At 63.0% G+C, this 20,526-nt stretch carries 21 protein-coding genes; 5 read left to right on the top strand and 16 right to left on the bottom strand.

Translation table 11 applies throughout. The annotated features are described in order from the left end of the window. Positions 1 to 105: 105 nt before the first annotated feature. From poxB to AWB83_RS15535, 7 genes are all read right to left on the bottom strand, one after another. A complete protein-coding gene (gene poxB / locus AWB83_RS15565) occupies positions 106 to 1,827 on the bottom strand; it encodes a ubiquinone-dependent pyruvate dehydrogenase (RefSeq protein ID WP_087046465.1) in 1,722 nt (573 codons plus the stop codon). A 217-nt stretch (positions 1,828 to 2,044) separates the two neighbouring features. Beyond that, complete coding sequence (locus AWB83_RS15560) at positions 2,045 to 2,473, bottom strand: glycosyltransferase family protein (RefSeq protein ID WP_087046464.1); 429 nt, start codon at positions 2,471 to 2,473, stop codon at positions 2,045 to 2,047. Between the two features lie 340 nt (positions 2,474 to 2,813). Beyond that, complete coding sequence (locus AWB83_RS15555) at positions 2,814 to 3,608, bottom strand: transporter substrate-binding domain-containing protein (RefSeq protein ID WP_087046463.1); 795 nt, start codon at positions 3,606 to 3,608, stop codon at positions 2,814 to 2,816. A 54-nt stretch (positions 3,609 to 3,662) separates the two neighbouring features. Further along, the gene (locus AWB83_RS15550; RefSeq protein ID WP_087046462.1) at positions 3,663 to 4,391 is read right to left on the bottom strand and encodes an amino acid ABC transporter ATP-binding protein; all 729 of its coding nucleotides are present in this window, start codon (positions 4,389 to 4,391) and stop codon (positions 3,663 to 3,665) included. Next, the gene (locus tag AWB83_RS15545) at positions 4,375 to 5,028 is read right to left on the bottom strand and encodes an amino acid ABC transporter permease (protein WP_087046461.1); all 654 of its coding nucleotides are present in this window, start codon (positions 5,026 to 5,028) and stop codon (positions 4,375 to 4,377) included. The genes AWB83_RS15550 and AWB83_RS15545 overlap by 17 nt, the downstream gene beginning before the upstream one ends. Further along, positions 5,025 to 5,771 carry an amino acid ABC transporter permease gene (locus AWB83_RS15540; RefSeq protein ID WP_087046460.1) on the bottom strand — a complete coding sequence of 249 codons (747 nt, stop codon included), beginning with the start codon at positions 5,769 to 5,771 and terminating at the stop codon, positions 5,025 to 5,027. Before AWB83_RS15540 ends, AWB83_RS15545 begins: the two co-directional genes overlap by 4 nt. A gap of 126 nt (positions 5,772 to 5,897) precedes the next feature. Beyond that, positions 5,898 to 6,743, bottom strand: coding sequence for an NAD-dependent epimerase/dehydratase family protein (locus AWB83_RS15535; protein WP_087046459.1), 846 nt, complete (start codon positions 6,741 to 6,743; stop codon positions 5,898 to 5,900). Between the two features lie 180 nt (positions 6,744 to 6,923). On the opposite strand from AWB83_RS15535, the gene AWB83_RS15530 reads away from it, so the two are divergent. After that, positions 6,924 to 7,700 (top strand): FadR/GntR family transcriptional regulator, encoded by a 777-nt coding sequence (locus AWB83_RS15530; RefSeq protein WP_087046458.1) that lies wholly within the window; start codon positions 6,924 to 6,926, stop codon positions 7,698 to 7,700. A 67-nt stretch (positions 7,701 to 7,767) separates the two neighbouring features. Here AWB83_RS15530 and AWB83_RS15525 read toward each other — a convergent pair whose 3' ends face one another. The 3 genes from AWB83_RS15525 to AWB83_RS15515 form a co-directional block, all read right to left on the bottom strand. Continuing rightward, entirely contained in the window at positions 7,768 to 9,114 is a 1,347-nt protein-coding gene (locus AWB83_RS15525; RefSeq protein WP_087046457.1) for an MFS transporter, read from the bottom strand. 232 nt (positions 9,115 to 9,346) lie between these two features. Further along, complete coding sequence (locus AWB83_RS15520) at positions 9,347 to 10,255, bottom strand: SMP-30/gluconolactonase/LRE family protein (RefSeq protein ID WP_087046456.1); 909 nt, start codon at positions 10,253 to 10,255, stop codon at positions 9,347 to 9,349. Beyond that, positions 10,252 to 11,082, bottom strand: coding sequence for an NAD-dependent epimerase/dehydratase family protein (locus AWB83_RS15515; RefSeq protein ID WP_087046455.1), 831 nt, complete (start codon positions 11,080 to 11,082; stop codon positions 10,252 to 10,254). The genes AWB83_RS15520 and AWB83_RS15515 overlap by 4 nt, the downstream gene beginning before the upstream one ends. Before the next feature lie 197 nt (positions 11,083 to 11,279). On the opposite strand from AWB83_RS15515, the gene AWB83_RS15510 reads away from it, so the two are divergent. Continuing rightward, the gene (locus AWB83_RS15510) at positions 11,280 to 12,269 is read left to right on the top strand and encodes a LacI family DNA-binding transcriptional regulator (RefSeq protein WP_087046454.1); all 990 of its coding nucleotides are present in this window, start codon (positions 11,280 to 11,282) and stop codon (positions 12,267 to 12,269) included. Positions 12,270 to 12,335: 66 nt separating this feature from the next. Here AWB83_RS15510 and AWB83_RS15505 read toward each other — a convergent pair whose 3' ends face one another. Continuing rightward, entirely contained in the window at positions 12,336 to 13,625 is a 1,290-nt protein-coding gene (locus AWB83_RS15505) for an MFS transporter (RefSeq protein WP_087046453.1), read from the bottom strand. A gap of 461 nt (positions 13,626 to 14,086) precedes the next feature. Here AWB83_RS15505 and AWB83_RS15500 point away from each other — a divergent pair, with 461 nt between their 5' ends. Further along, positions 14,087 to 14,959: a DMT family transporter gene (locus AWB83_RS15500; RefSeq protein ID WP_087046452.1), complete on the top strand. Its 873-nt coding sequence runs from the start codon at positions 14,087 to 14,089 to the stop codon at positions 14,957 to 14,959. An 89-nt stretch (positions 14,960 to 15,048) separates the two neighbouring features. Here the strand turns inward: AWB83_RS15500 and AWB83_RS15495 are convergent, their stop codons facing one another. The 4 genes from AWB83_RS15495 to AWB83_RS15480 are packed head-to-tail and all read right to left on the bottom strand — an operon-like array spanning position 15,049 to position 18,543. Next, positions 15,049 to 15,858: an SDR family oxidoreductase gene (locus AWB83_RS15495; protein WP_087046451.1), complete on the bottom strand. Its 810-nt coding sequence runs from the start codon at positions 15,856 to 15,858 to the stop codon at positions 15,049 to 15,051. A gap of 27 nt (positions 15,859 to 15,885) precedes the next feature. After that, positions 15,886 to 17,127 carry an NAD(P)/FAD-dependent oxidoreductase gene (locus tag AWB83_RS15490; RefSeq protein WP_087046450.1) on the bottom strand — a complete coding sequence of 414 codons (1,242 nt, stop codon included), beginning with the start codon at positions 17,125 to 17,127 and terminating at the stop codon, positions 15,886 to 15,888. Between the two features lie 4 nt (positions 17,128 to 17,131). After that, positions 17,132 to 17,440, bottom strand: coding sequence for a non-heme iron oxygenase ferredoxin subunit (locus tag AWB83_RS15485; protein ID WP_087046449.1), 309 nt, complete (start codon positions 17,438 to 17,440; stop codon positions 17,132 to 17,134). 23 nt (positions 17,441 to 17,463) lie between these two features. Next, positions 17,464 to 18,543 carry a fatty acid desaturase family protein gene (locus AWB83_RS15480; protein ID WP_087046448.1) on the bottom strand — a complete coding sequence of 360 codons (1,080 nt, stop codon included), beginning with the start codon at positions 18,541 to 18,543 and terminating at the stop codon, positions 17,464 to 17,466. A gap of 146 nt (positions 18,544 to 18,689) precedes the next feature. On the opposite strand from AWB83_RS15480, the gene AWB83_RS15475 reads away from it, so the two are divergent. Both AWB83_RS15475 and AWB83_RS15470 read left to right on the top strand, forming a co-directional pair. Then, complete coding sequence (locus AWB83_RS15475; protein ID WP_087046447.1) at positions 18,690 to 19,742, top strand: LacI family DNA-binding transcriptional regulator; 1,053 nt, start codon at positions 18,690 to 18,692, stop codon at positions 19,740 to 19,742. A gap of 72 nt (positions 19,743 to 19,814) precedes the next feature. Beyond that, complete coding sequence (locus tag AWB83_RS15470) at positions 19,815 to 20,105, top strand: DUF4148 domain-containing protein (protein WP_087046446.1); 291 nt, start codon at positions 19,815 to 19,817, stop codon at positions 20,103 to 20,105. A 73-nt stretch (positions 20,106 to 20,178) separates the two neighbouring features. On the opposite strand, the gene AWB83_RS36110 is transcribed toward AWB83_RS15470, so the two are convergent. Beyond that, entirely contained in the window at positions 20,179 to 20,439 is a 261-nt protein-coding gene (locus tag AWB83_RS36110) for a hypothetical protein (RefSeq protein WP_143750059.1), read from the bottom strand. Between the last annotated feature and the right edge of the window lie 87 nt (positions 20,440 to 20,526).

The raw sequence follows: 20,526 nt of genomic DNA, 5'->3' as shown, positions 1-20,526 counted from the left end.
ACGTTCAGCGATGAAGGCGGCAGGACGGCGATTGCACTGCGTGCGGCGCCGTTCGGTGCAAGCGAGCAGGGGCAGCGCGGCCCGCGAAGGGCCGCGCTTGCCTGCTTAACGCAGGTTCGTGCGGGCCAATTCGATGATCTCGTCGCCGCGACCGCTCAGAATCGCGCGCAGCATGTAGAGACTGAAGCCCTTCGCTTGCGACAGTTCGATGGTCGGCGGCATCGACAGCTCGTGCTTCGACGTGACGACATCGACGACCGCGGGCCCCTTGTGCGCGAACGCCTCGCGCAGCGCGTTCTCCAGTTGCTCCGACTCCTCGACGCGCACCGACCAGATTCCCGCGCCCTTGGCGATCTGCGAGAAGTCGGTCTTGCTCAGGTCGACGTTCGTGTCGACATAGCCTGCTGCTTTGAGCTCCATCGACACGAAGCCGAGCAGGCTGTTGTTGTACACGACGACCTTGATCGGCAGGTCGAGCTGCACCGCGCTCAGAAGATCGCCGAGCAGCATCGACAGGCCGCCATCGCCCGACAGCGACACCACTTGCCGTTGCGGACGCGCCGCCTGCGCGCCGAGCGCCTGTGGCATCGCGTTGGCCATCGAGCCGTGATTGAACGAGCCGTGCAGCTGGCGCTTGCCGTTCATCGTCAGATAACGAGCGGCCCAGAGCGTCGGCGTGCCCACGTCCACCGTGAAGATCGCATCGTCCGCGGCGATTTCGTCGACGAGCTTCGTCAGGTATTGCGGATGAATCGGCCGGCCCGGCGCGGACGGCGTCGCGAGATGGTCGAGGTCCTTGCGCGCGCTGGCATAGTGCTTCAGCGCGTTCTCGAGGAAGCGCCGTTCGTTCTTGCGCTGCAGCTTCGGCAGGAGCGCCGCCAGCGTCTCCTTGATCGTGCCGACGAGGCCCATCTCCAGCGGCGCACGGCGTCCGAGTTGCGCGCCGCGCCAGTCGATCTGCACGATCTTCGCCTGCGGCGGATAGAACGGGCGATATGGAAAATCGCAGCCGAGCAGGAGCAGCGTGTCGCAGTTCATCATCGCGTGATAGCCCGAGCTGAAGCCGATGAGACCGGTCATGCCGACATCGAACGGATTGTCGTATTCGATGAACTGCTTGCCGCGCAGCGCATGCACGACGGGCGCGCCGAGGGTATCGGCGAGCGCCACCACTTCGTCGTGCGAGCCGGCGACGCCGCTGCCGCACATGATCGTCACCGCCTCGCAGCCGTTCAGAAGGCTCGCGAGCCTGTCGAGCTCGGCATCGGGCGGCACGATCGCGCCGGGCGCGCTCGCGGTCCAGCGCGGCTCGATGTCCGGCCCCTCGCTCAATGCGACATCGCCGGGCAGCACGATCACCGCGACGCCGCGCTGATCGACCGCCGCGCGCATCGCACGCTCCAGCACGCGAGGAAACTGCGAAGCATTCGACACCAGCTCGACGAAATGGCTGCACTCCTTGAACAGTTGCTGAGGATGCGTTTCCTGGAAGTAGTCGAGACCGATCTCGGTGGACGGGATATGCGCGGCGATGGCGAGCACCGGCTGATGATTGCGATGGCAATCATAGAGGCCGTTGATCAGGTGCAGATTGCCCGGCCCGCAACTGCCCGCGCAAACGGCGAGCTTGCCTGTCGCGGCGGCATCCGCCCCGGCGGCAAAGGCCGCGGCCTCCTCGTGACGCGTGTGCATCCAGCGGATCGAGCCCACTCGATCGAGGCTGAATGCGAGTCCGTTGAGGCTGTCACCCGTGACGCCCCAGATACGTTCGACGCCCGCTGCCGCGAGCGTCTTCGCGAGGTAGTCGGAGATCGTGTTCTTGGCCATGATGGATTCCGTAAGGAAAAAAGAGATTCCGAAAGACGGCGGATTCGTGCAGACGTGTAACGCACGGTGCAAGTGCGGCGGCTCAATGAATGCACGATGCAAAACGCAGAGGCAGTGTATGCCGGAGACGCGCAGTTTGTCCTAAACCCCGCCAAAGCCTCACGGCACGGGGCCAGGCGGATTCTGCAGCGGTTCGGTGGGAGAATGACATCGCGGATCAGTTATGGACGAAAAGCACCTGACTCACTTTGCGGAATTGCTTCACGCCGTTCGTCGCAACCAGGTCCTCGAAATATGACGCGTCACCATCGTGTGTCTTGTCACGAAAACCGACGCGCTTCGCCAACTCCGTCCTGACGATGAAACAACCGATATCGATCGATTCATGTTTCGGCAACGTTTCGAAATGGCAATAGGAAGCTTGCGGCCTGCCGCCGGGATTGACGTGGCTATGAATCATGTCGCACAGGACGAGCTCACAATCGCTTTGAGACGCGGCGCCGAGCATGGTCTCGACGAATACCGGGCAGTAGTAGTTATCGCCATTGGTGAGCAAGAGCCACTCATGTTCCGCCATACCAATGCCAATATCGCGCAAGGTGTGTCCGAAGTCGTTGTGACGCGCTTCCGTGGAGATAAAACGCATCAGCCCGGGCTGCCGGCTTCCGTAAGCACGACCGATTTCATCGAACTGCGCGTCGGGGCGTCATGAATGATCGTGAGGCGAAAGTTCAGAGACGTTTGCGACAACATGCAGTTTAGAAACGTCTCGAGTTTCGGTCCGTGCCGATAAGTGACACATACGATATCGATCTTGCTCATGGCATACAGGCGGAAACACGTTGGCCGCAGATGATAGCAATATGCATCCGCGGCAACTGAAACAATTCGCCAAATCGAGGCACATTCTGATCGGAACCCAGGCGCACGCAGCACTGACGGACGGGAGCCGCACGGTTCCCCTCCGTCACACATCCTGCTACTACTCAGCTCTTGCGCACGTTGTCCGGCAGATCACGGCCGTGGTACTTCTTGTAGATCGCGTTCAGGTTGCCGTTCTTCATGTTCGTGCTGACCCAGTTGTTGACCCATTCCTTCAGGCGCGGCTGCTCCTTGTTCATGGCGATGCCGAGGTCGAAGTTCTTCTGCTCGAACTTCAGCTCGATGTTTCGTTGCGGCGCGCGATGCTGCATCTCCTGCAGGTTCGACGGCGTGCTCGAAAAGACGTCGATCTGGCCGGTCACCATCGACGTGATGAGCGTCGCGTCGTCTTCATAGCGCTGGATCTGCGCGCCCTTCGCCTGTTGCGTCGTGAGCGTATCGTTCACCGTCGCGCGCGTGAGGCCGATGGTCTTGCCGTCGAGGTCCGCGTAATCCTTCACCTTGATGGACTTCACGCCGCCGACGATGATCGTGATGACCGCATAAGGCACCGAGAAATCGACGACCTTCGCGCGCTCCGGCGTGATCGACAGGTCGGCGATCACGAGGTCCGCGCGCTTCGCCTGCAGCGTAGGAATGCGCGCCGCATTGGTGATCTGCACGAGCTCGAGCTTCACGCCGAGGTCTTTCGCCAGCGCGGCCGCGGTATCGACATCCGAGCCCGCGGGCTTCAGGTTCTCGTCCGCATAGCTGAAGAGCGGCGTGCCCATCGCGATGGCGACGCGCACGACGCCCGCCTTCTTGATGTCGTCGAGCTGATCGGCCATTGCGCTGTGCATCGCGCCTGCCAGCATCAGGGTCGCCACGGCGGCGCGTGCAATGAGTTTCTTCGCTTTCAAGTTGTGTCTCCGTCGTTTCGATGTTGCGTTGAATGATGCGGATCTATCGCGCGCTCACAGACCGTTATCGAGAAATGCGCGCAGTTCCGGCGTGCGGGGCGCGTCGAGCATGCTGCCGTCGCCGACTTCCCACACCTTGCCCTGATGCATGTAGATGATGCGATCCGCCACGCGCTTGGCGAACGCCATCTCGTGCGTGACGAGCAGCATCGTCATGCCGTCCGCCGCGAGGTCCTCCATCACGCGCAGCACTTCGCCCGTCAGTTGCGGATCGAGCGCCGAAGTCACCTCGTCGAACAGCATCACCTTCGGCGACATCGCGAGCGAACGCGCAATCGCGACGCGCTGCTGCTGTCCGCCCGAAAGCTGCTCCGGATACGCAGCGGCCTTCTGCCCGAGACCGACCTGTTCAAGCACGTTCGTCGCGATGCGCCGCGCCTCGTCGCGCGAAAGCTTCTTCACGTGACGCAGCGCGAGCATGATGTTCTCCTCCACGGTCAGATGCGGAAAGAGGTTGTAGCTCTGGAACACGATGCCGACTTCGCGGCGCAACAGATGCAGATCGACTGTCGGATCGTCGACGCGAATGCCGCACACTTCTATCTGCCCCTTGTCGATCGTCTCCAGACGATCGATGCAACGCAGTGCCGTGCTCTTGCCCGAACCGCTCGCGCCGATCACGGCGATCATCTCGCCCTTGTTGACCTCGAAGGACACGCCCTTGAGAACATGATTGGAGCCGAAGCTCTTGTGAATATCGCCGACCTTAACGATTGCTGACATTGAGCTTGTTCTCCATCGATTGACTCCAGCGCGAAAGCGGATAGCACAGGGCGAAATAGAAAGCGCCGACCAGTCCGAAGATGAGGAACGGCTGGAAGATCGAGTTGTTGATGATCTGGCCCGCGCGCGTCAGTTCGATGAAGCCGATCACCGAAGCGAGCGACGTCATCTTGATGAGCTGCACGAGAAAGCCGACGGTAGGCGGCAGGGCGAGGCGCATCGCCTGCGGGATGATCACGAGGCGCAAGGTCTGCCAGCGCGACAGCGACAGACACTCCGACGCTTCCCATTGCGGCTTGGGCATCGCCTCGATGCACCCGCGCCAGATATCGCCGAGATAGGCGCTCGAATAGACCATCAGCGCGAGGCCGGCGGCGACGAGCGCGGGCACCTGGTAGCCGTACACGGACAGGCCGAAATACACGATGAACAACAGGATCAGCAGCGGGATGCCCTGAATTGCTTCGATATAGACGAGCGCCGTGCGCGAAAGCCACGGACGCGGCGAAATGCGCGCGAGCATCACGCCAAAGCCGCCTATTCCCCCCAGTACGAACGCGAGCGCGGAAAGCACCAGCGTCCAGCCGATCGATTGCACCAAATAGACAAGGTGCGAAGCCGTGAATCCGCCGCTCATGCCGCACCTCCGGGAATGACCGTATCGATACGCTGCGGATCGGGCGGCGTCTTGCCCGCGCGTTTGGCGGCCAGTCGAATCGCACGGCGGCGCTTGAAGAGATGCTCGCCCACCGCCCATGCGATGAGCTTGATGATCAGCGACAGCGCGAGATACAGCGCCGCGACCACAATGTACGTTTCGAGCGAGCGGAACGTGTCGGATTGCACGGTGTTGGCGACCGCCGTGAGCTCTTCCGCCGAGATCTGCGATGCGATCGCCGAGGCCTGCATCATCAGCAGAAACTGGCTCGTCAACGCCGGATACACCTTCTCGATCGACGGCTGCAGCATCACATGCCAGCCGATGCGCCACTTCGAAAGCCCGAGACATTCCGCCGCTTCGATCTGTCCGCGTGGCACCGATTCCAGACCAGCGCGAATGATCTCCGCCGCATACGCGCCGATGTTGATCGTCATCGCGAGCGCGGCGGCCGCGAAGGTCGGCATGCGCAAGCCAATGCTCGCCAGGCCGAAGTACAGCAGGAAGATCTGCACGAGGAACGGCGTGTTGCGAACCGCCTCGATATAGAGGATGCAGATGCGCGTGAGCACCGGCACTTTCGCGCGCTTGGCGAACGCGACGAGCATGCCGAGGATCAGGCCGAAGAACACGGCGACGCAGGTCATCTTGAGCGTGAGCCAGGCGCCCAGCAGGAACGTCGGCCAGTACGGCAGCAGCGGTGAGAAATCTAGAGAAAACATGGCGGCAAATGTCCCTGTGATAGTGGGCGCTTTACGCGTCGCGATCGGCCCTCCGGCGACGATCCAATGTTGCGCTTGATGTATGACGACATACTACAAAGGGAGTGATATTGCATGTTGCATGCATTAAACCGGGTCGAACGGGCCGATCGCCGTGAAGGTGCCGCCTTGCAGCACGGTCACCGGATCGGTAGGCGCGGGCGGCGGCGTCGCTTCGATCCTTTCGCGGAATTGCTCGGACGAGTCATGCGGCACGAATCCGAGATGCGCGGCGCAGCGGTTGTCCCACCAGGTGTGCGCGTTCGCGGACATGCCGAAGACGATCGTGTGCCCGACGCCGGGCGTAAAGAGGCTGCGGCGCAAAAGGTCGTGGAAATCGTCGTAGCTCATCCAGCTCGCCATCATGCGGCGGTCCTTCGGCTCCGGAAACACCGAGCCGATGCGGATGCTCACGGTCTCGATGCCGTAACGGTCGAAATAGAGCTGCGCCATGTCCTCGCCGAACGATTTGGACAGGCCATAGTAGCCATCGGGACGCTTGCGCGCTGTGGCGTCGATTCGTTCGTCCTGCCGATAGAAGCCCGTGACGTGGTTCGAGCTCGCGAACACGATGCGCTTCACGCCCCGGCGACGCGCCGCTTCATAGAGATTGAACACGCCCTTGATGTTGGCCTCGAGAATCTCCTCGAACGGACGCTCGACCGATACCCCGCCAAGATGAATGATCGCGTCGCAATCCTGGGCGAGCGCATCGACGGCCCGGCGGTCGGCCAGATCGCAGGGAACGATTTCTTCATGAGGCGCCGCGTCGTCCGGCAAGACGCCGGGCAAGTCCGAGACGCGCACATGGTGCGCGAATTCGGCGACGCGATGCCGGATCGCCCGACCGATTCCCCCTGCGGCGCCAGTCAGCAGCAAGCGATCGAATTGCGCGACGCCGTCGGAAGACGGCGTGCCGTTTTGTTGTTCCATCGAGTCGTGTCTCCTGTAGGCCGGAGTCGGCGCGTCAGCGCTCCGCCGGCCCTCCGAGATTCGGCTAGGGAATTACCCTGCGCGTCTCTTCTTGTACGTTGTCATATCACTGCATGACGCATATCATCATTTACCGACCGATTTGTCAATGTATGTAAAACCCATTCCAACGAAAACGCCGTGACGCTATCGCCCGACATTCATGCGGATCCGCTCCTCGCCTCTTCCACAGATGCCTCCATCGCTTCCCCCGGAATGCGCCGCAGCCTCACTGCGCGGCTCGTGGATGCGTTGCGCGCGCAAATCGAATCGAGGGACCTGAAGGTCGGCAGCCGTCTCGCGACGGAGGCGGAGATGGTGCAGCGCTTCGGCGTGAGCCGCACCGTCGTGCGCGAAGCGCTATCGCGCCTGCAGGCGGCCGGACTCGTGGAAACGCGCCATGGCATCGGCACGTTCGTGTGCGAGGCAGGCGCGTCGACGCTCCTGCAACTCGATCCCGCCGATGTCGCCGGCTCCATCGATGCCCTGGCCATCCTCGAATTGCGCATCAGTCTGGAGACCGAGTGTGCGGGACTCGCGGCCATGCGCCGCGATGCCGAGCGCCTCGCGACGATGCGCTCCGCGCTCGCCGATTTCGCGCAGAGCATAGACGAGGCGGCCGATACGGTATCCCCGGATTTGCGGTTTCACATGGAGATCGCGCATGCGACCGGCAATCGTTACTTCGTCGAGATCATGGAGCATCTGGGAACGCGGATGATTCCGCGCACGCGCATCACCGCCACGCCGATTCCGCGCGATCGATATGCGGAGTATCTGATGCGCGTGAATCGCGAGCATGAGCAGATCGCGGATGCCATCGAACGTGGCGATCCGGATTCGGCGCGCACGGCGATGCGCCTGCATTTGATCAATAGCCGCGAGAGGTTGCGCAGGGCGCAGGCTTCGTCGGCGTGATGCTTCGCCGAACGAATGCGCGAGGGACCGCGACCTGCTCGCGGTCCCTCGCATCTTCACGAAGGTCTCAACGAGCCATGTTAGGCTCGCCGTCCTCGATGTCGTGCGCGCCGGAAATCGTCTCCAGCGCGGAATCATGATGCAGCAGCAACACGGCCGCCACGCCGACCATGCCGGCGCCGGCAAGACACAGCAAGCCCGCGCCGAAGCCGCCCGTGCTGTCCTTGATCCAGCCCATCGCATAAGGACCGAAGAAGCCCGCCAGATTCCCGAGCGAATTGATTGCGGCAATGCCGCCTGCAGCCGCGGCGCCTGACAGGAACGACGCCGGCAATGTCCAGATCACGGGCAGGCAGCCGAAGATGCCGAAGCCCGCGATCGACAGCGCCATCATCTTCAAGACCGGATTGTCCAGTCCCGCCGATGCCGCAATGCCACCCGCCGCGACCATCAGCGCAATGGCCACATGCCAGCGGCGCTCGAGCTTGCGATCCGAATGCCGGCCCCACAGCACCATGCTGACCACGCCAACCACATATGGCAGCGACGTGACGAAACCCGTCTGCACATTGGTGAGGCCAAATGCCTTGACGATCTGCGGCAGGAAAAAGCTCAGGCCATAGTTGGTCGCGTTCGCGCCGAAATAGATCAATGCGATGGCCAGCACGCGCGGATTGAAGAGCGCTTCTTTCACGCTGAACGAATGCACCGCTTCACGATGCGCGCGCTCGTGGGCTTGACGCTTGACGAGCCAGTCGCGTTCTTCATCGGAGAGCCAGTGGGCATCGGAGGGCCTGTCGGTCAGATAGAAGTACACGACGAACGAGAGCAACAGCGCAGGCAATGCTTCGATCAGATAGAGCCATTGCCATCCCGCCATGCCGCCCAGACCGTCCATCTGCAGAAGCGCTCCGGAAACAGGCCCGCCGATCACGGTCGACAGCGGAATCGCCGCCATGAAATAACCGACGACGCGCCCGCGATATTTCGCAGGAAACCACAACGTCAGCAGAAAGATGATGCCGGGAAAGAAGCCCGCTTCCGCAACGCCAAGCAAGATCCGCAAGCCATAGAACACGTATGCGTTGGAAAGACCCGTCGCCTGCGCGATATGCGGAATGTAGGCCATCGCCGCGGCGAGAATGCCCCACGTGAGCATGATGCGCGCGATCCAGCGCCGCGCCCCGAAGCGTTCGAGCAGCAGATTGGACGGGACTTCGAAAAAGAAATAGGCAATGAAGAAAATGCCGGCGCCGAAACCGAACATGCTCGCGGTAAAGCCGAGCGCCTTGTTCATTTGCAAAGCTGCAAAGCCGACGTTGACGCGGTCCAGATACGCAATGAAGTAACACAAGATCAGGAACGGCACGAGGCGAACCATCACGCGCTTCATGGTGCGAGCTTCAAGGTCCATCTATGTCTCCTCCGGATAGAAGAATCGGTAGATCGCTGGGTATGTGAGATACCTGCGGAGACTACTCTTTAAGGAGGAACTACAGCATTGGTGTTTAGCCTTGGTATCGGTTCCGAAGCTTGACGGCGCTCGTCGCCGGATATGCGCCAACGCGGTGCGCGAGAGCGCTCGCGTCCCAAAGTTTGCGCAAAAATGACTAACCGGGGCGAAGGATCGCCCCGTTTCATGAATTTTATGCGACCGGTAACATCCCGGCGTAATCGGGTTCCGGTAAGCCTTGCACACCGGCGTTCAAGGCGAACACATAACCGTCGTCTTCAGTGGCGTTCATTACCGGACGAATCGTCGTGGCATAGAGCGTCGACAAATCGCTGCCGCCGAATGCGCACATGGAAGGCTTGCTCGCGGGCAACGCGATTTCGCGATCGAGCTTGCCTTGCGGCGTAAAGCGCAACAAACGCCCGGCATCGTTCGCGCAGGTCCAGTAGCAGCCGTCCGCATCGACCGCTGCGCCGTCCGGACGTCCCGCGTAATGACGAAGGTCCGCTAACACGCGGGGCGCGCCCGGCGTACCGCTATCGGGGTCGAAGTCGAATGCCCAGACGAGCCGTCTTTGCGGATGCGAATCCGACAAGTACATCGTCCTGCCATCGGGCGACCATGCAAGACCGTTCTGGGTGATCAGACCTTCGACGACGGGCGCCGACAACGTGCCGTTCTCATCGAAACGAAAGAGCGCTCCCGCAGGGCTCGCGAGCGACATGTCCTGCACCATCGTGCCCGCCCAGAAGCGCCCTTGCCTGTCGCAACGGCCATCGTTGAAACGCATGCCGGATGCGGGAAATTCCGGCGCAGCCAACCTGACGACGCGCGCATCGCCCGCTTCCTGCAGGCTCACGCCGAATACCCCGCTCTCCATTCCCGCGACGACGCGCCCCGCCGCATCGAACGCGAAGCACGCGACCTGCTCCGCAAACGTCCACTCGGTGCGTCGCGCGCTCGCGATTTGCAGCCGAACGATGCGCCGCGCCGGAATGTCGACCCAATACAGCGCACCCTCTTCCGCGCGCCAGACGGGGCATTCGCCGACCGTCGCGCGGCCGCCCGCATCGAGCCGCTCGGCGCGAACCGCGACGCTCATCGCTTGCGCTCCATCGGCTCGCCGAGCACGAATGCGCCGCCCTGGAAGCGCTGCGCAGGGTCGTCGCGATCGTCGGTCGGCGCGGTGACGGGGAAGAGCCCGTTGAACTGCGCGGAGCTGTCCTGCGGATCGAAGCCGAGGAAACCGGCCTTCGAGTTGTCCCACCACTTCGCCGGGTTGTCCGACACGCCATACACCACCGCATGACCGACGCGGTTCGTGAACAGCGAGCAACGCACGAGCTCGATGAAATCGCGGTAGCTCAGATACGTGACGAGCATGCGCGGATTCTTCGGCTCCTCGAACGACGAACCGATGCGCAGGCACACCGTCTCGATGCCGAAGCGGTCGAAGTAGTAGCGCGACAGCGACTCGCCGAAGCACTTCGTCACGCCGTACAGGCTGTCCGGGCGCTGCGGAGAATCCGCATCGAGGACTTCGGTGACGGGATGGAAGCCGATCGCGTGATTCGAGCTCGCGAAGACGACGCGCTTCACGCCGTAGCGACGCGCCGCCTCATAAATGTTGTACGTGCCGCGGATATTCGCTTCGATCAGATCGTCGAACGGCGCATCGATCGAGATGCCGCCCAGATGCACGATCGCATCGACGCCCTCGACGAGCTGCATCACCTTCTCGCGGTCCGCGAGATCGACGGCGCTCACTTCCTCGTGTTTCGCGGCGTCGTCGAGCGGAGCGATGTCGGAGAGACGCACGACGTCGGCCCATTGCGCGAGCGCGCCGCGCAACTGACGACCCAGATTGCCGGCCGCGCCGGTCAGAAGCAGGCGCTTGAACGGCTTGCCCGCTGCGGTTGGCTGATTCATCGAGACTCCTGTCGAATACTTTTGATACATTGAAAGCAAAAAGGAAGAAAACGTTTTCTTGACTATAGCGATTGGCTGATCGAGCCGTCAACTGCCATTTGGCATGCAAAACGCCGCACACAAAATGCGCTTTTGCTGTCATTGTTTCCCGATTTTCTGCGACAATCCGTAAACACTGCGAAAACGTTACCCTCCGAATGAAAAAAATTTCCCCGACCATTCGCGATGTCGCCGCCGCGGCGGGCGTGTCGGTCGCGACCGTCTCAAAGTACATCAACGGCGCGCAGCGCTTCTCGGCGCCCGTCGAAGCCCGGCTCAAGGAAGCGATCGACTCGCTCGGCTATCGCTCGAACCCGCTTGCACGCTCGATGATCACGGGCCGCACGCGCACCATCGGGCTCACCATCCTCGACATCAGCAACCCGCACTTCACCCATGTCGTGAAGGGCGCGAACCGCATTGCGCTGCGGCACGACTACACGCTGCTGCTCGTCGATATCGACGAGAACCAGGCCCGCGAGCGTCCGCTCATCGAAGCGCTCGCGCAGCGCGTGGACGGCCTGCTCGTCAGCTCGCGCCTGCCCGACGAACACGCGCAATGGATGCTCGAGCTCGACAAGCCCGTCGTGCTCCTGCGCAACGCCGAGCTGCCCATTCCGAGCGTCGGCATCAACAGCCGCCTCGCCACCTACATGCTCGCGCGCCATCTGCTCGATCTCGGGCACCGCCGCATCGCCTATCTCGGCTTCGAGCACGCGCGCATCAACGATGAACGGATTCGCGGCGCCCGCGAATGTCTCGCCGAAGCGGGGCTCGAGCTCGACATCTACGAAGCTCACGCACCGACCTCGCTCGCGGGCGAACAGGCCTGCTCGCGCGTGATGCTCGGACCGAAGCGGCCGCAAGCCGTGATCTGCTACAACGACCTGATCGCGCTCGGCTTCATGAAGGAGGCCGCGACGCTCGGCATTCGCGTGCCGCACGACGTTTCCGTGACCGGCATCGACAACGTGCCGTACGGCGCGTATGCCGCACCGGGCCTCACCACCGTCGACATTCAAAGCGAGAAGATGGGCGAGCTCGCGATGCAGAAGCTCATCGATGCCCTCGCCGGTCATCCGGACCCGGGCAACTCCATGTTCGAGCCGCGGCTCATCGTGCGCGAATCGACCGCTGCTGTTACATGATGCACGCCGCGCCGCCGGCGTGTTGCAAATGCTGGCGGCGCGGCGCATGTTGCAGTCGGACTGCGATTACGCTGCGAGCTTCGCCGGCGTCATCTTCGGCGTGAGCACGTGCATGATCGCGAAGGCGATGAGGTAGGCCGACGCACCGATCGCGAACAGCACCCAGTAGTGACCCGTGCGTTGCAGCACCTGACCGATCACTTCCGAGAACAGCACGCCGCCGATCGAGCCGGCCATGCCGCCGATACCGACCACCGCGCCCACCGCACGACGCGGGAACAGGTCCGATGCCGTCGTGAAGAGGTTCGCCGACCAGCCCTGGTGCGCCGCCGCCGCGAGACCGACGATCGCCACCGCCACCCACAGATTTTCCGCCTGCGACACGAACGCGATCGGCAGTACGGCACATGCGCAGATCAGCATCGCGGTCTTGCGCGCCCGATTCACGCTCCAGCCCGCGCGCAGGAGCGCCGACGAAATCCAGCCGCCGCCGATGCTGCCCACCGTGGTGATCGCGTAGATCACGACGAGCGGCAGGCCGATGTGCTGCATGTCCATGCCGCGCGATTCGTTCAGCCACTTCGGCAGCCAGAACAGATAGAACCACCACACCGGATCGGTCAGGAACTTGCCGACGATGAACGCCCACGTCTCGCGCTTCTTGATGAGCACCTTGAAGCCCGGCGCGCCCGCCTTCGCGTTGGCGATGTCGGCAACCTTCGCTTCGTCGCCTTCGTCCGCGATTTCGTCCTCTTGCGCGCTGCCGTCCGGTTCGCGATACATCACGAACCACACCACGAGCCACACGATGCCGATGGCGCCGACCATCACGAACGCCGCGCGCCAGCCGAAGGCCACGGCGAGCGCCGGGATGAGCGCGGGCGCGAACACCGCGCCGATGTTCGCACCCGAATTGAAGATGCCGGTCGCGAGCGCGCGTTCACGGCGCGGGAACCATTCGGCGGTGGTCTTGATCGCCGCCGGGAAGTTGCCGCCCTCGCCGATGCCGAGCAGCGCGCGGACCATCGCGAAGCCCATTACGGAGCCGACGGCCGCGTGCAGCACCGCGGCGACGCTCCAGACGAACATCGCAAGCGCATAGGAGATGCGGGTGCCGAGCCAGTCGACGATGCGGCCGAAACAAAGGAGACCGATCGCATAAAAAGCCGAGAACGCAATGACGATGCGGCCGTACTGCACCTGCGTCCAGCCGATGTCGTGCTGCAGCATCGGAGCGAGCAGACCGAGGATCTGCCGGTCCATGTAGTTGATGACCGTGGCGAAGAAGAGCAGCGCGCACACAGTCCAGCGATAACGGCTGGCGGTTCGCACGACGCCGGCAACGACAGTGTTCATGAAAGTCTCCGGACGCGGCGGCGCTCGTCGAGCCGCGTTCTTTGTTGCGTTGAACGGCGACGAGCGCCGTCGGCATGGCTTTGCTTGGTCAGCGAGGCCGCAAGCCGCCCAGGTTTTGGAAAACGTTTTTCGAAGAATAGTCGGTTTGCCTTGGGATGCCTACCCTAGTGTTTGCCCTAGTACGGGCCTAACTCCAAGCCGATACAGCGCCGCAAAGGTTATCCACTAGATTCCAGTCTTAGCTTCGGGAGTTAATCGTTTTCTAGAAAAACACGCTCGCAAAGTTTCGCGAGTGTGAGCGGCGCTCTGCCCGCCCGCGCGTTTCCAAGGTCCCCGGCATTCGCGTGGTCTTTTGCATCTTGCGTTTTGCATACATTTTTGTGTTTTGTATGCCGCGCCATGCATGCCAGGTCAGCCTGTATGATCGGGGCCCGAGAACGACAACGACAAGACCGCCTTCCATGCCAGCTCGCCTGACGGGGTTCATCTATCTGCTCGTCACCGCCACCGGCTGGGCGCTCAACTGGCCGGCCATGAAAGTCCTGTTGCGCGAGTGGCCGCCGCTCTTCTCGCGCGGCGTCGCCGGGATGGCCGCCACCATGCTGCTCGGCGTACTCGCGATATTCGCCGGCGAGGACCTCCGCGTGCCGCGCTCGCTCTTGCCGCGTCTGCTCCTCGCGTCCGCGATCAACGTCTTCGCGTGGATGGGCTTCTCCACCTTGTCGATGAAATGGCTCTCGGTCAGCGAAGGCGCGCTGCTCGTCTACACGATGCCGATCTGGGCAATGCTGATCGCATGGCCCATCGCAAAGCGCAAGCCGTCGACTGCGGGCTTTTGCGCGCTGGCGCTCGGCCTCGCGGGCGTCGTCGTGCTGCTCTCCGCGCACGGCCTTTCCTTCGATGGCGGCAAGATCGCCGGCATCGCATTCGCGCTCGCGGCGGCTGTGCTGTTCGCGCTCGGCACCGTCGTCACGCACGGGCCGATGCCCATTCCCCCGATCACGCTCGTCGCGTGGCAAGTCGGGATCGGTTGCGCACCGATGGTCGTGCTCGGCGTCCTGATCGAGCATCCGGCCCTCTCCGCGCTCGAACTCGACGGCTGGGCGGTGCTCGCCTACATGAGTCTCGTGCCGATGGGCGCCTGCTATCTGGCGTGGTTCGCGACGCTGCGCCGCCTGCCCGCCGAAATCGCGTCGATCGGCATGCTGCTCGTGCCGATCATGGGCATCGTCGCGGCGGCGCTGGCGCTCGGCGAGCCGCTCGGCTCACACGAGGCGATCGCGATGGCGCTTACGCTCTCGGGCGTCGCGCTGGCGATGCGGCAGCGTCCTTAGGACGACAGGATCGAGGAGGCGAGCCGCACGGTCAAACCGGACGGCACCCGCGCGCCGTCGGCATGGTCCGCGTTTGAGCAGGTCGACGCTCAGAGCGGTTCCTTGGGATGCGGCGCGTCGTCATACGCGCCCCATATCGATTGATCGAAGTTGACCATCGATCCCGTCATGAGACCCGATTCCGCGCTCGCGAGATAGGCGACCGCCCGCGCCGCTTCGTTCGTGTTGATCAATCGTCCGAACGGCTGCGCCGTGGCGGCGCGCTCGAGCCAGTCGTCGCCCGCGCCGTGATGGGTGCGCTGAATGCGGTCCTCGCCTTCGCTCGCCATCCAGCCCAGATTCAGACCGTTCACGCGGATGCGATTGCGCAACAGCGCATAGGCCGTGTTCTGCGTGAGCGTCGCGAGCGCCCCCTTGGACGCGCAATACGCCGAGATGAAGGGCTGCCCTGCAATCGCCGACATCGAGCAGATGTTGACGATCGCGCCTTCGATCTGCTCGCGCTTCATGATGCGGATCGTCTCCTGCATCAGGAAGAACGGCGCGCGCACGTTGGTCGCGAACATGCGATCGAAGAGCTCGGGATCAGTGTCCAGGATCGTGCCGCGCTCGGTCGTCGCGGCGGCGTTCACCAGCACGTCGACGCGCCCGAACTGCGCATCCGCCGCCGCGATCACGGCGCGGCAATCCTCCACGCGCGACAGGTCCGCCGCGACGAAGCGCACTTGCGCCCCCCCCGCTTCCGCAAGCTCGTGCGCCTTCTTTTCGCCCTTCTCTTGCGAGCGCGCGCAGATCACGATGCCATGGGCGCCGCGTTCCACGAAGAGCGCCGCCACCGCGGCGCCCAGGCCTTGCGCGCCGCCCGTGATCACCGCCACCTTGCCTTCGAACTGACTCATCGTCGTTCTCCTTGTCTTCGCCTGGTGCTAGAGCAGAGCCTTGAGCCCGATGCCTGCATCGTCGAGCATCTCCGCCGAGGGCGAAAGTCCGCGTTCGACGAGCATGCGCGCGAGCTTCATGTCCTTCGCGATGACGCTTGCAGGCCCGAATCCGCTCGCGCCGACGAGCCGTCCGTGTGCATCGAAATGGAAGTCGATCGATCCCGCATCCCCGAGCGGTCGCCTGACCGCGCGTTCGCCGAGCGACGGCTCGCCCGCCACTTGCAGTTGATGATCATACTGATCGGACCAGAACCACGGGACGTCGTCGTACGTTGCCCGCTCGCCGAGCATGTTGCGCGCGGCCGTGCGCGCCTGCGTCTCGGCGTTGTGCCACGTTTCCTGCCGAATCGGCTGGCCGGTGAAGCGGCTCGGATAGATAGCGATGTCGCCCGCCGCGAATATGCCCGGCACGGACGTCTCCAGCTCGGCGCTCACGATGACGCCGCGATTCACGGCGAGCCCCGCGTCACGCGCCAGTTCGTCCGCCGGCTCGATGCCGATGCCGACGATGACGATATCGGCGGCGATCGAGCGGCCGTCGGAAAGCGATATCCTGAGTGCGCCGTCCGTCGCCCGCTCGATCGCAAGCGGCGCGACGCCGATGCGCACGAGCACGCCATTGCGCTCGTGCAGCCGCAGCACCTGCTCCGCGATGCCCGCGGGCACCGCGCGCCCGAGCAATCGCAGCGCGCCTTCGATCACGCACACTTCGCAGCCGCGCTTGCGGGCGGATGCGGCAACTTCCAGTCCGATGAATCCACCGCCCACGATCACGACGCGCGCGCCGGGCACGAGCCGCGGCGCGATGCGCGCGGCATCGTCGAGTGTGCGCAATGTCGATACGCCATCCAGATCAGCGCCGGGAATTCGCAGGCTCCGCGCGTGCCCACCGGTGGCCAGCAAGAGCGCCTCGTACTCGATGCGGCTGCCATCCTCGAGCCTCACTTCACGCGAGTCCGGCATGATCGCCCCTGCACGGCCCACCACATGCTCGATGCAATCCGTCTGCCACGCATCATGCGTACGCAAGTGGCAATGCATCGCTTCGCGTTCGCCGGTGAGCAGTTGCTTGGATATCGGCGGCCTTTCATAAGGAAGGTGCACCTCCGCGCCGATCATCACGATGCGCCTCTTCCAGCCGAATTCGCGCAGTGCGAGCGCAGCGCGTCCACCGACATGTCCCGCGCCGACGATCACCATCGCGCGCCCGTCCTGCCCGCAAGCCATGGCGTCAGACCTCGATGAAGATGCGTCCGCCCTCGACCCTTGCGGGGTACGTCCTGAGCTTTTCGCAAACCGGCGCGCACAGTGGCCGGCCGTCGCGGATATCGAAGCGTCCGTTGTGCTTCGGGCATTCGATGACGTGATCCATCACGAGCCCGTCGCTCAGATGCACGTGCTCGTGCGTGCACAGGCCGTCGCTTGCGTACACGGCGTCGTTCACGCGGTAGATCGCGAAGGTCCGGCCATCGTGATCGAAGCGCATCACGTCTTCGTCGTCGATGTCGTCCAGCGCGGCTGCATCGATCCATTGCGTCATGACAAATCGTCTCCTCGAGTCTCTTACGCCTGAGTTGCCGCCGGCACCGGCCGTTCGACGTGATACGACGGATCGCGCGTCTGCCGCATGAGCACCGGAATGATTTCCGCGTAAGCAGCGATCGAGCTCGGATAGGGCGGCGGCATGTCGTGCTTGACCGCTTCATGCAGGCGCGGCAGCGCGTGATACGGCACCATCGGAAACATGTGATGCTCGACGTGATAATTCATGTTCAGGTAGAGAAACCGGAACACGGGATTCATCATCACGGTGCGGCAGTTCTTGCGATGATCGAGCACGTTCTCCGGCATGCCGGCGTGCTGCGTCAGGCCGAAGAAAAGATAGAGCCATGCGCCGTAGAGACTCGGCAGGCCGACATAGAGCAGTGGCAAAATCGAATGGAACACGAAGCATGAGGCGATCACCACCGCATGAATCGCAAGCCAGACGCGCGCCTCGATAATCACCTTCGGCCATTCCGCTTCAGGCACATAGGTCCTTTCCTCCTCGCCGATGTTGCCGAAGGCCGATGAAATGATCTTCGGCACCTCGCCCGCGACGTGCTTAAGCGCAAACACATTGAGCGCGAGGCTCAGCCAGTCCGTCGGCAAGGGCACGGCGATCTCGCGATCGCGGCCCACGACGAGCGTATCCGTGTGATGGCGCGCGTGACTCCAGCGCCAGATCGTCGGACGCCGAAACACCTGAAACGACGCCACCTGATAGAGCGCCTTGTTCATCCATGACGTCTTGAACGCGGTGCCGTGTCCGCTCTCGTGCCAGCGCGAATCGGCCGGGCTGCAATACAGCGTGCCGTAGAGAAGGAACGCGGGAATCGCCCAAAGCGAATGCGCTTGCCACGCGAACCACGCCAGCACGCCGCTCGCGACGATCGCCGCATACCAGAGGAGCGTGTCGCGGATCGCGCGCGCATCGCTTCGCTGCATCAGGCTCTTCATGACCGGGCGCGGCACCGCGCATTTGTGCCAGTCGGCATTGACGAGACCCGCCGCCTTCGCGCGCTCGCCGGCGCCTCCTATCAACTGGTAAGCGCAATGCCTGTCCGGCGCGCGTGCGCCTCGGGACTGCCCGGATTCCATCATGTCACCTCATCCGATGATTGGATTTACATCATTCGTTCTTGTCGGATCGATGATAGGAGGCACGCAAAGGCGGCGCAATGTTCGCGCGCATTTGCTATCTTTAAGCATCATCGCGCCATTCGAAAATCCATCATTTCCATCAAGAGATGAGCAAGCGTCCCACACTTCAGTCGGTCGCAGAAGCGGCCGGCGTGAGCCCGGCAACGGTCGACCGCGTGTTCAACGGTCGTCTGAGCGTGCGCGAAGGAACGGCGCTGTGCGTGATCGAAGCGGCTGAACGCATCGGCTATCACGGCGCAGGACTGATGCGCGAGCGCCTGCGCGCACAGCGCGGCGAGCGTCGCGAACGGCACACGCTCGGGTTCTGCCTGCAAAAGCGCGCCGATCCGTTCTATCAGACCTTTGCTCGCATCCTGACCGATGCGGCCGCGCGCCATGAGCCGGAACACTGCACCGCCGTCATCGAGTACATGGACGAGCTCGATCCTGCTTCCATTGCACGCACGCTTCTCGCACTCGGTGAAGAGGCCGATGCGCTCGGCGTCGTCGCGGTGGATCATCCGCACGTGACGGCGGCCATCGAGGCATTGCACGCTCAAGGCAAGCCGACCGTCACGCTGCTGTCGGATCTGAGCGCGCCCTTGCGTGCGGGCTATATCGGCGTGGACCCGCGCAAGAGCGGACGCACGGCAGCGTGGGCCGTGAGCCGCCTCACTCGCCGAGATGAAGGCACCGTGGGCGTGTTCGTCGGCACGCCGCGCTATCTCGGCCAGGAAAGCTGCGAGATCAGCTTCCGCTCGTATCTGCGCGAACATGCGCCCGGACTGCGCGTACTCGACACGCAGATCAACCTGGAGGACAAGCAACTCGCCTATGAAGCGACACTCGCGATGCTCGCGCGGCATGCCGATCTGGCCGGTCTCTACATTCCGGGCGGCGGCGTGGGCGGCGTCATTCGCGCGCTGCGCGAGGAGGCATCGGGAAGACACATCGTGACCGTGTGCAGCGACCTGATGCCCGACCGTTACGAAGCGCTGGTCGAAGGCGTCATCGACCTCGTCATCGATACGCCGCTTCAGCGCATCGCGGAAACGGCAATACAGGCGATGCTGCGTGCGTTGCAGGCCTTGCCCGGAGAGTCGGCGTTAGCGAGTCAGTATCCATTGTCCGCGCAGCTCTACACGCCGGAGAATGTTTGAGCGCGCTAACGCTCGACTAATTCTTCGCACCTAGTCTCCTTATCGAGTTCCACTCTCTTAAGGGGATCGACCATGAAACGCATTTTGATTGCCTTGGTTGCATCCGCCGTCATGGCGCCCGCGCTTTCGTATGCGCGATCGGATGCGCCTGTCACGCGCGCTGAAGTTCAAGGCCAGATCGTCCAGGCGCTGCGCGACGGCACCTTGCATCAATCGAATGTCCACTATCCGGATACACAGCGCACGAGTCCATCATCTGCCGATACCTCGTACGGACCGGGTACCGAAAGCGCGGCGCAAAGCGGATGGATCACGCAGCCCTCGCCACAGGCGCTGGGGCAATCGCTCTATAACCATCATTGACCCTGGCGGCAAGCATTCGATTCGCTTTCGGTTCTTCTTCTTGCCCGCGATCATCGAGTCTCGCTCGCCCGCTTTAATCAGCAGGACGATGCGAGACCGTGGCATTGCATTTGCTACTGCTTTTCGGGCGTTTCTTCCTGCAGATCGAGAATCGGGCGTTGGAACGCGGCATAAAAACCATCGGCGCGTTGACCGGCGCTGCAGCGAACACGTATTTTTTTCGTCTCCGGTGATGATTGGCGCGGCCGGGATGAAAAATCTGCCGCATTTCGCAAAGTTCGCTTGCACCCTGAAACGATTTGTCACGCTCCAGGGCTGAAGACAGCCCTGCCATGTGACTGAGCGCACGGAGCGCATTCGTTCGAGTCTGGACCATACTGTTAATCAGCGCGATCGCGCACCGACGTGAGATGCAACGCGT

The sequence above is a fragment of the Caballeronia ptereochthonis genome (genome assembly GCF_001545075.1).
GTDB classification, from domain to species: domain Bacteria; phylum Pseudomonadota; class Gammaproteobacteria; order Burkholderiales; family Burkholderiaceae; genus Caballeronia; species Caballeronia ptereochthonis.
This window is presented reverse-complemented; position numbering and strand designations above follow the sequence as displayed.

What these genes read in the sequence shown, in the direction of transcription:
- AWB83_RS15500 (WP_087046452.1), top strand. Translation starts at nt 14,087, where the DNA reads ATGCCAGCTCGCCTGACGGGGTTCATCTATCTGCTCGTCACCGCCACC.
- AWB83_RS15470 (WP_087046446.1), top strand. Translation starts at nt 19,815, where the DNA reads ATGAAACGCATTTTGATTGCCTTGGTTGCATCCGCCGTCATGGCGCCC.
- AWB83_RS15515 (WP_087046455.1), bottom strand. Translation starts at nt 11,082, where the DNA reads ATGAATCAGCCAACCGCAGCGGGCAAGCCGTTCAAGCGCCTGCTTCTG.
- AWB83_RS15480 (WP_087046448.1), bottom strand. Translation starts at nt 18,543, where the DNA reads ATGATGGAATCCGGGCAGTCCCGAGGCGCACGCGCGCCGGACAGGCAT.
- AWB83_RS15505 (WP_087046453.1), bottom strand. Translation starts at nt 13,625, where the DNA reads ATGAACACTGTCGTTGCCGGCGTCGTGCGAACCGCCAGCCGTTATCGC.
- AWB83_RS15540 (WP_087046460.1), bottom strand. Translation starts at nt 5,771, where the DNA reads ATGTTTTCTCTAGATTTCTCACCGCTGCTGCCGTACTGGCCGACGTTC.
- AWB83_RS15525 (WP_087046457.1), bottom strand. Translation starts at nt 9,114, where the DNA reads ATGGACCTTGAAGCTCGCACCATGAAGCGCGTGATGGTTCGCCTCGTG.
- AWB83_RS15485 (WP_087046449.1), bottom strand. Translation starts at nt 17,440, where the DNA reads ATGACGCAATGGATCGATGCAGCCGCGCTGGACGACATCGACGACGAA.
- AWB83_RS15510 (WP_087046454.1), top strand. Translation starts at nt 11,280, where the DNA reads ATGAAAAAAATTTCCCCGACCATTCGCGATGTCGCCGCCGCGGCGGGC.
- AWB83_RS15490 (WP_087046450.1), bottom strand. Translation starts at nt 17,127, where the DNA reads ATGGCTTGCGGGCAGGACGGGCGCGCGATGGTGATCGTCGGCGCGGGA.
- AWB83_RS15560 (WP_087046464.1), bottom strand. Translation starts at nt 2,473, where the DNA reads ATGCGTTTTATCTCCACGGAAGCGCGTCACAACGACTTCGGACACACC.
- AWB83_RS36110 (WP_143750059.1), bottom strand. Translation starts at nt 20,439, where the DNA reads ATGGCAGGGCTGTCTTCAGCCCTGGAGCGTGACAAATCGTTTCAGGGT.
- poxB (WP_087046465.1), bottom strand. Translation starts at nt 1,827, where the DNA reads ATGGCCAAGAACACGATCTCCGACTACCTCGCGAAGACGCTCGCGGCA.
- AWB83_RS15535 (WP_087046459.1), bottom strand. Translation starts at nt 6,743, where the DNA reads ATGGAACAACAAAACGGCACGCCGTCTTCCGACGGCGTCGCGCAATTC.
- AWB83_RS15520 (WP_087046456.1), bottom strand. Translation starts at nt 10,255, where the DNA reads ATGAGCGTCGCGGTTCGCGCCGAGCGGCTCGATGCGGGCGGCCGCGCG.
- AWB83_RS15550 (WP_087046462.1), bottom strand. Translation starts at nt 4,391, where the DNA reads ATGTCAGCAATCGTTAAGGTCGGCGATATTCACAAGAGCTTCGGCTCC.
- AWB83_RS15495 (WP_087046451.1), bottom strand. Translation starts at nt 15,858, where the DNA reads ATGAGTCAGTTCGAAGGCAAGGTGGCGGTGATCACGGGCGGCGCGCAA.
- AWB83_RS15545 (WP_087046461.1), bottom strand. Translation starts at nt 5,028, where the DNA reads ATGAGCGGCGGATTCACGGCTTCGCACCTTGTCTATTTGGTGCAATCG.
- AWB83_RS15475 (WP_087046447.1), top strand. Translation starts at nt 18,690, where the DNA reads ATGAGCAAGCGTCCCACACTTCAGTCGGTCGCAGAAGCGGCCGGCGTG.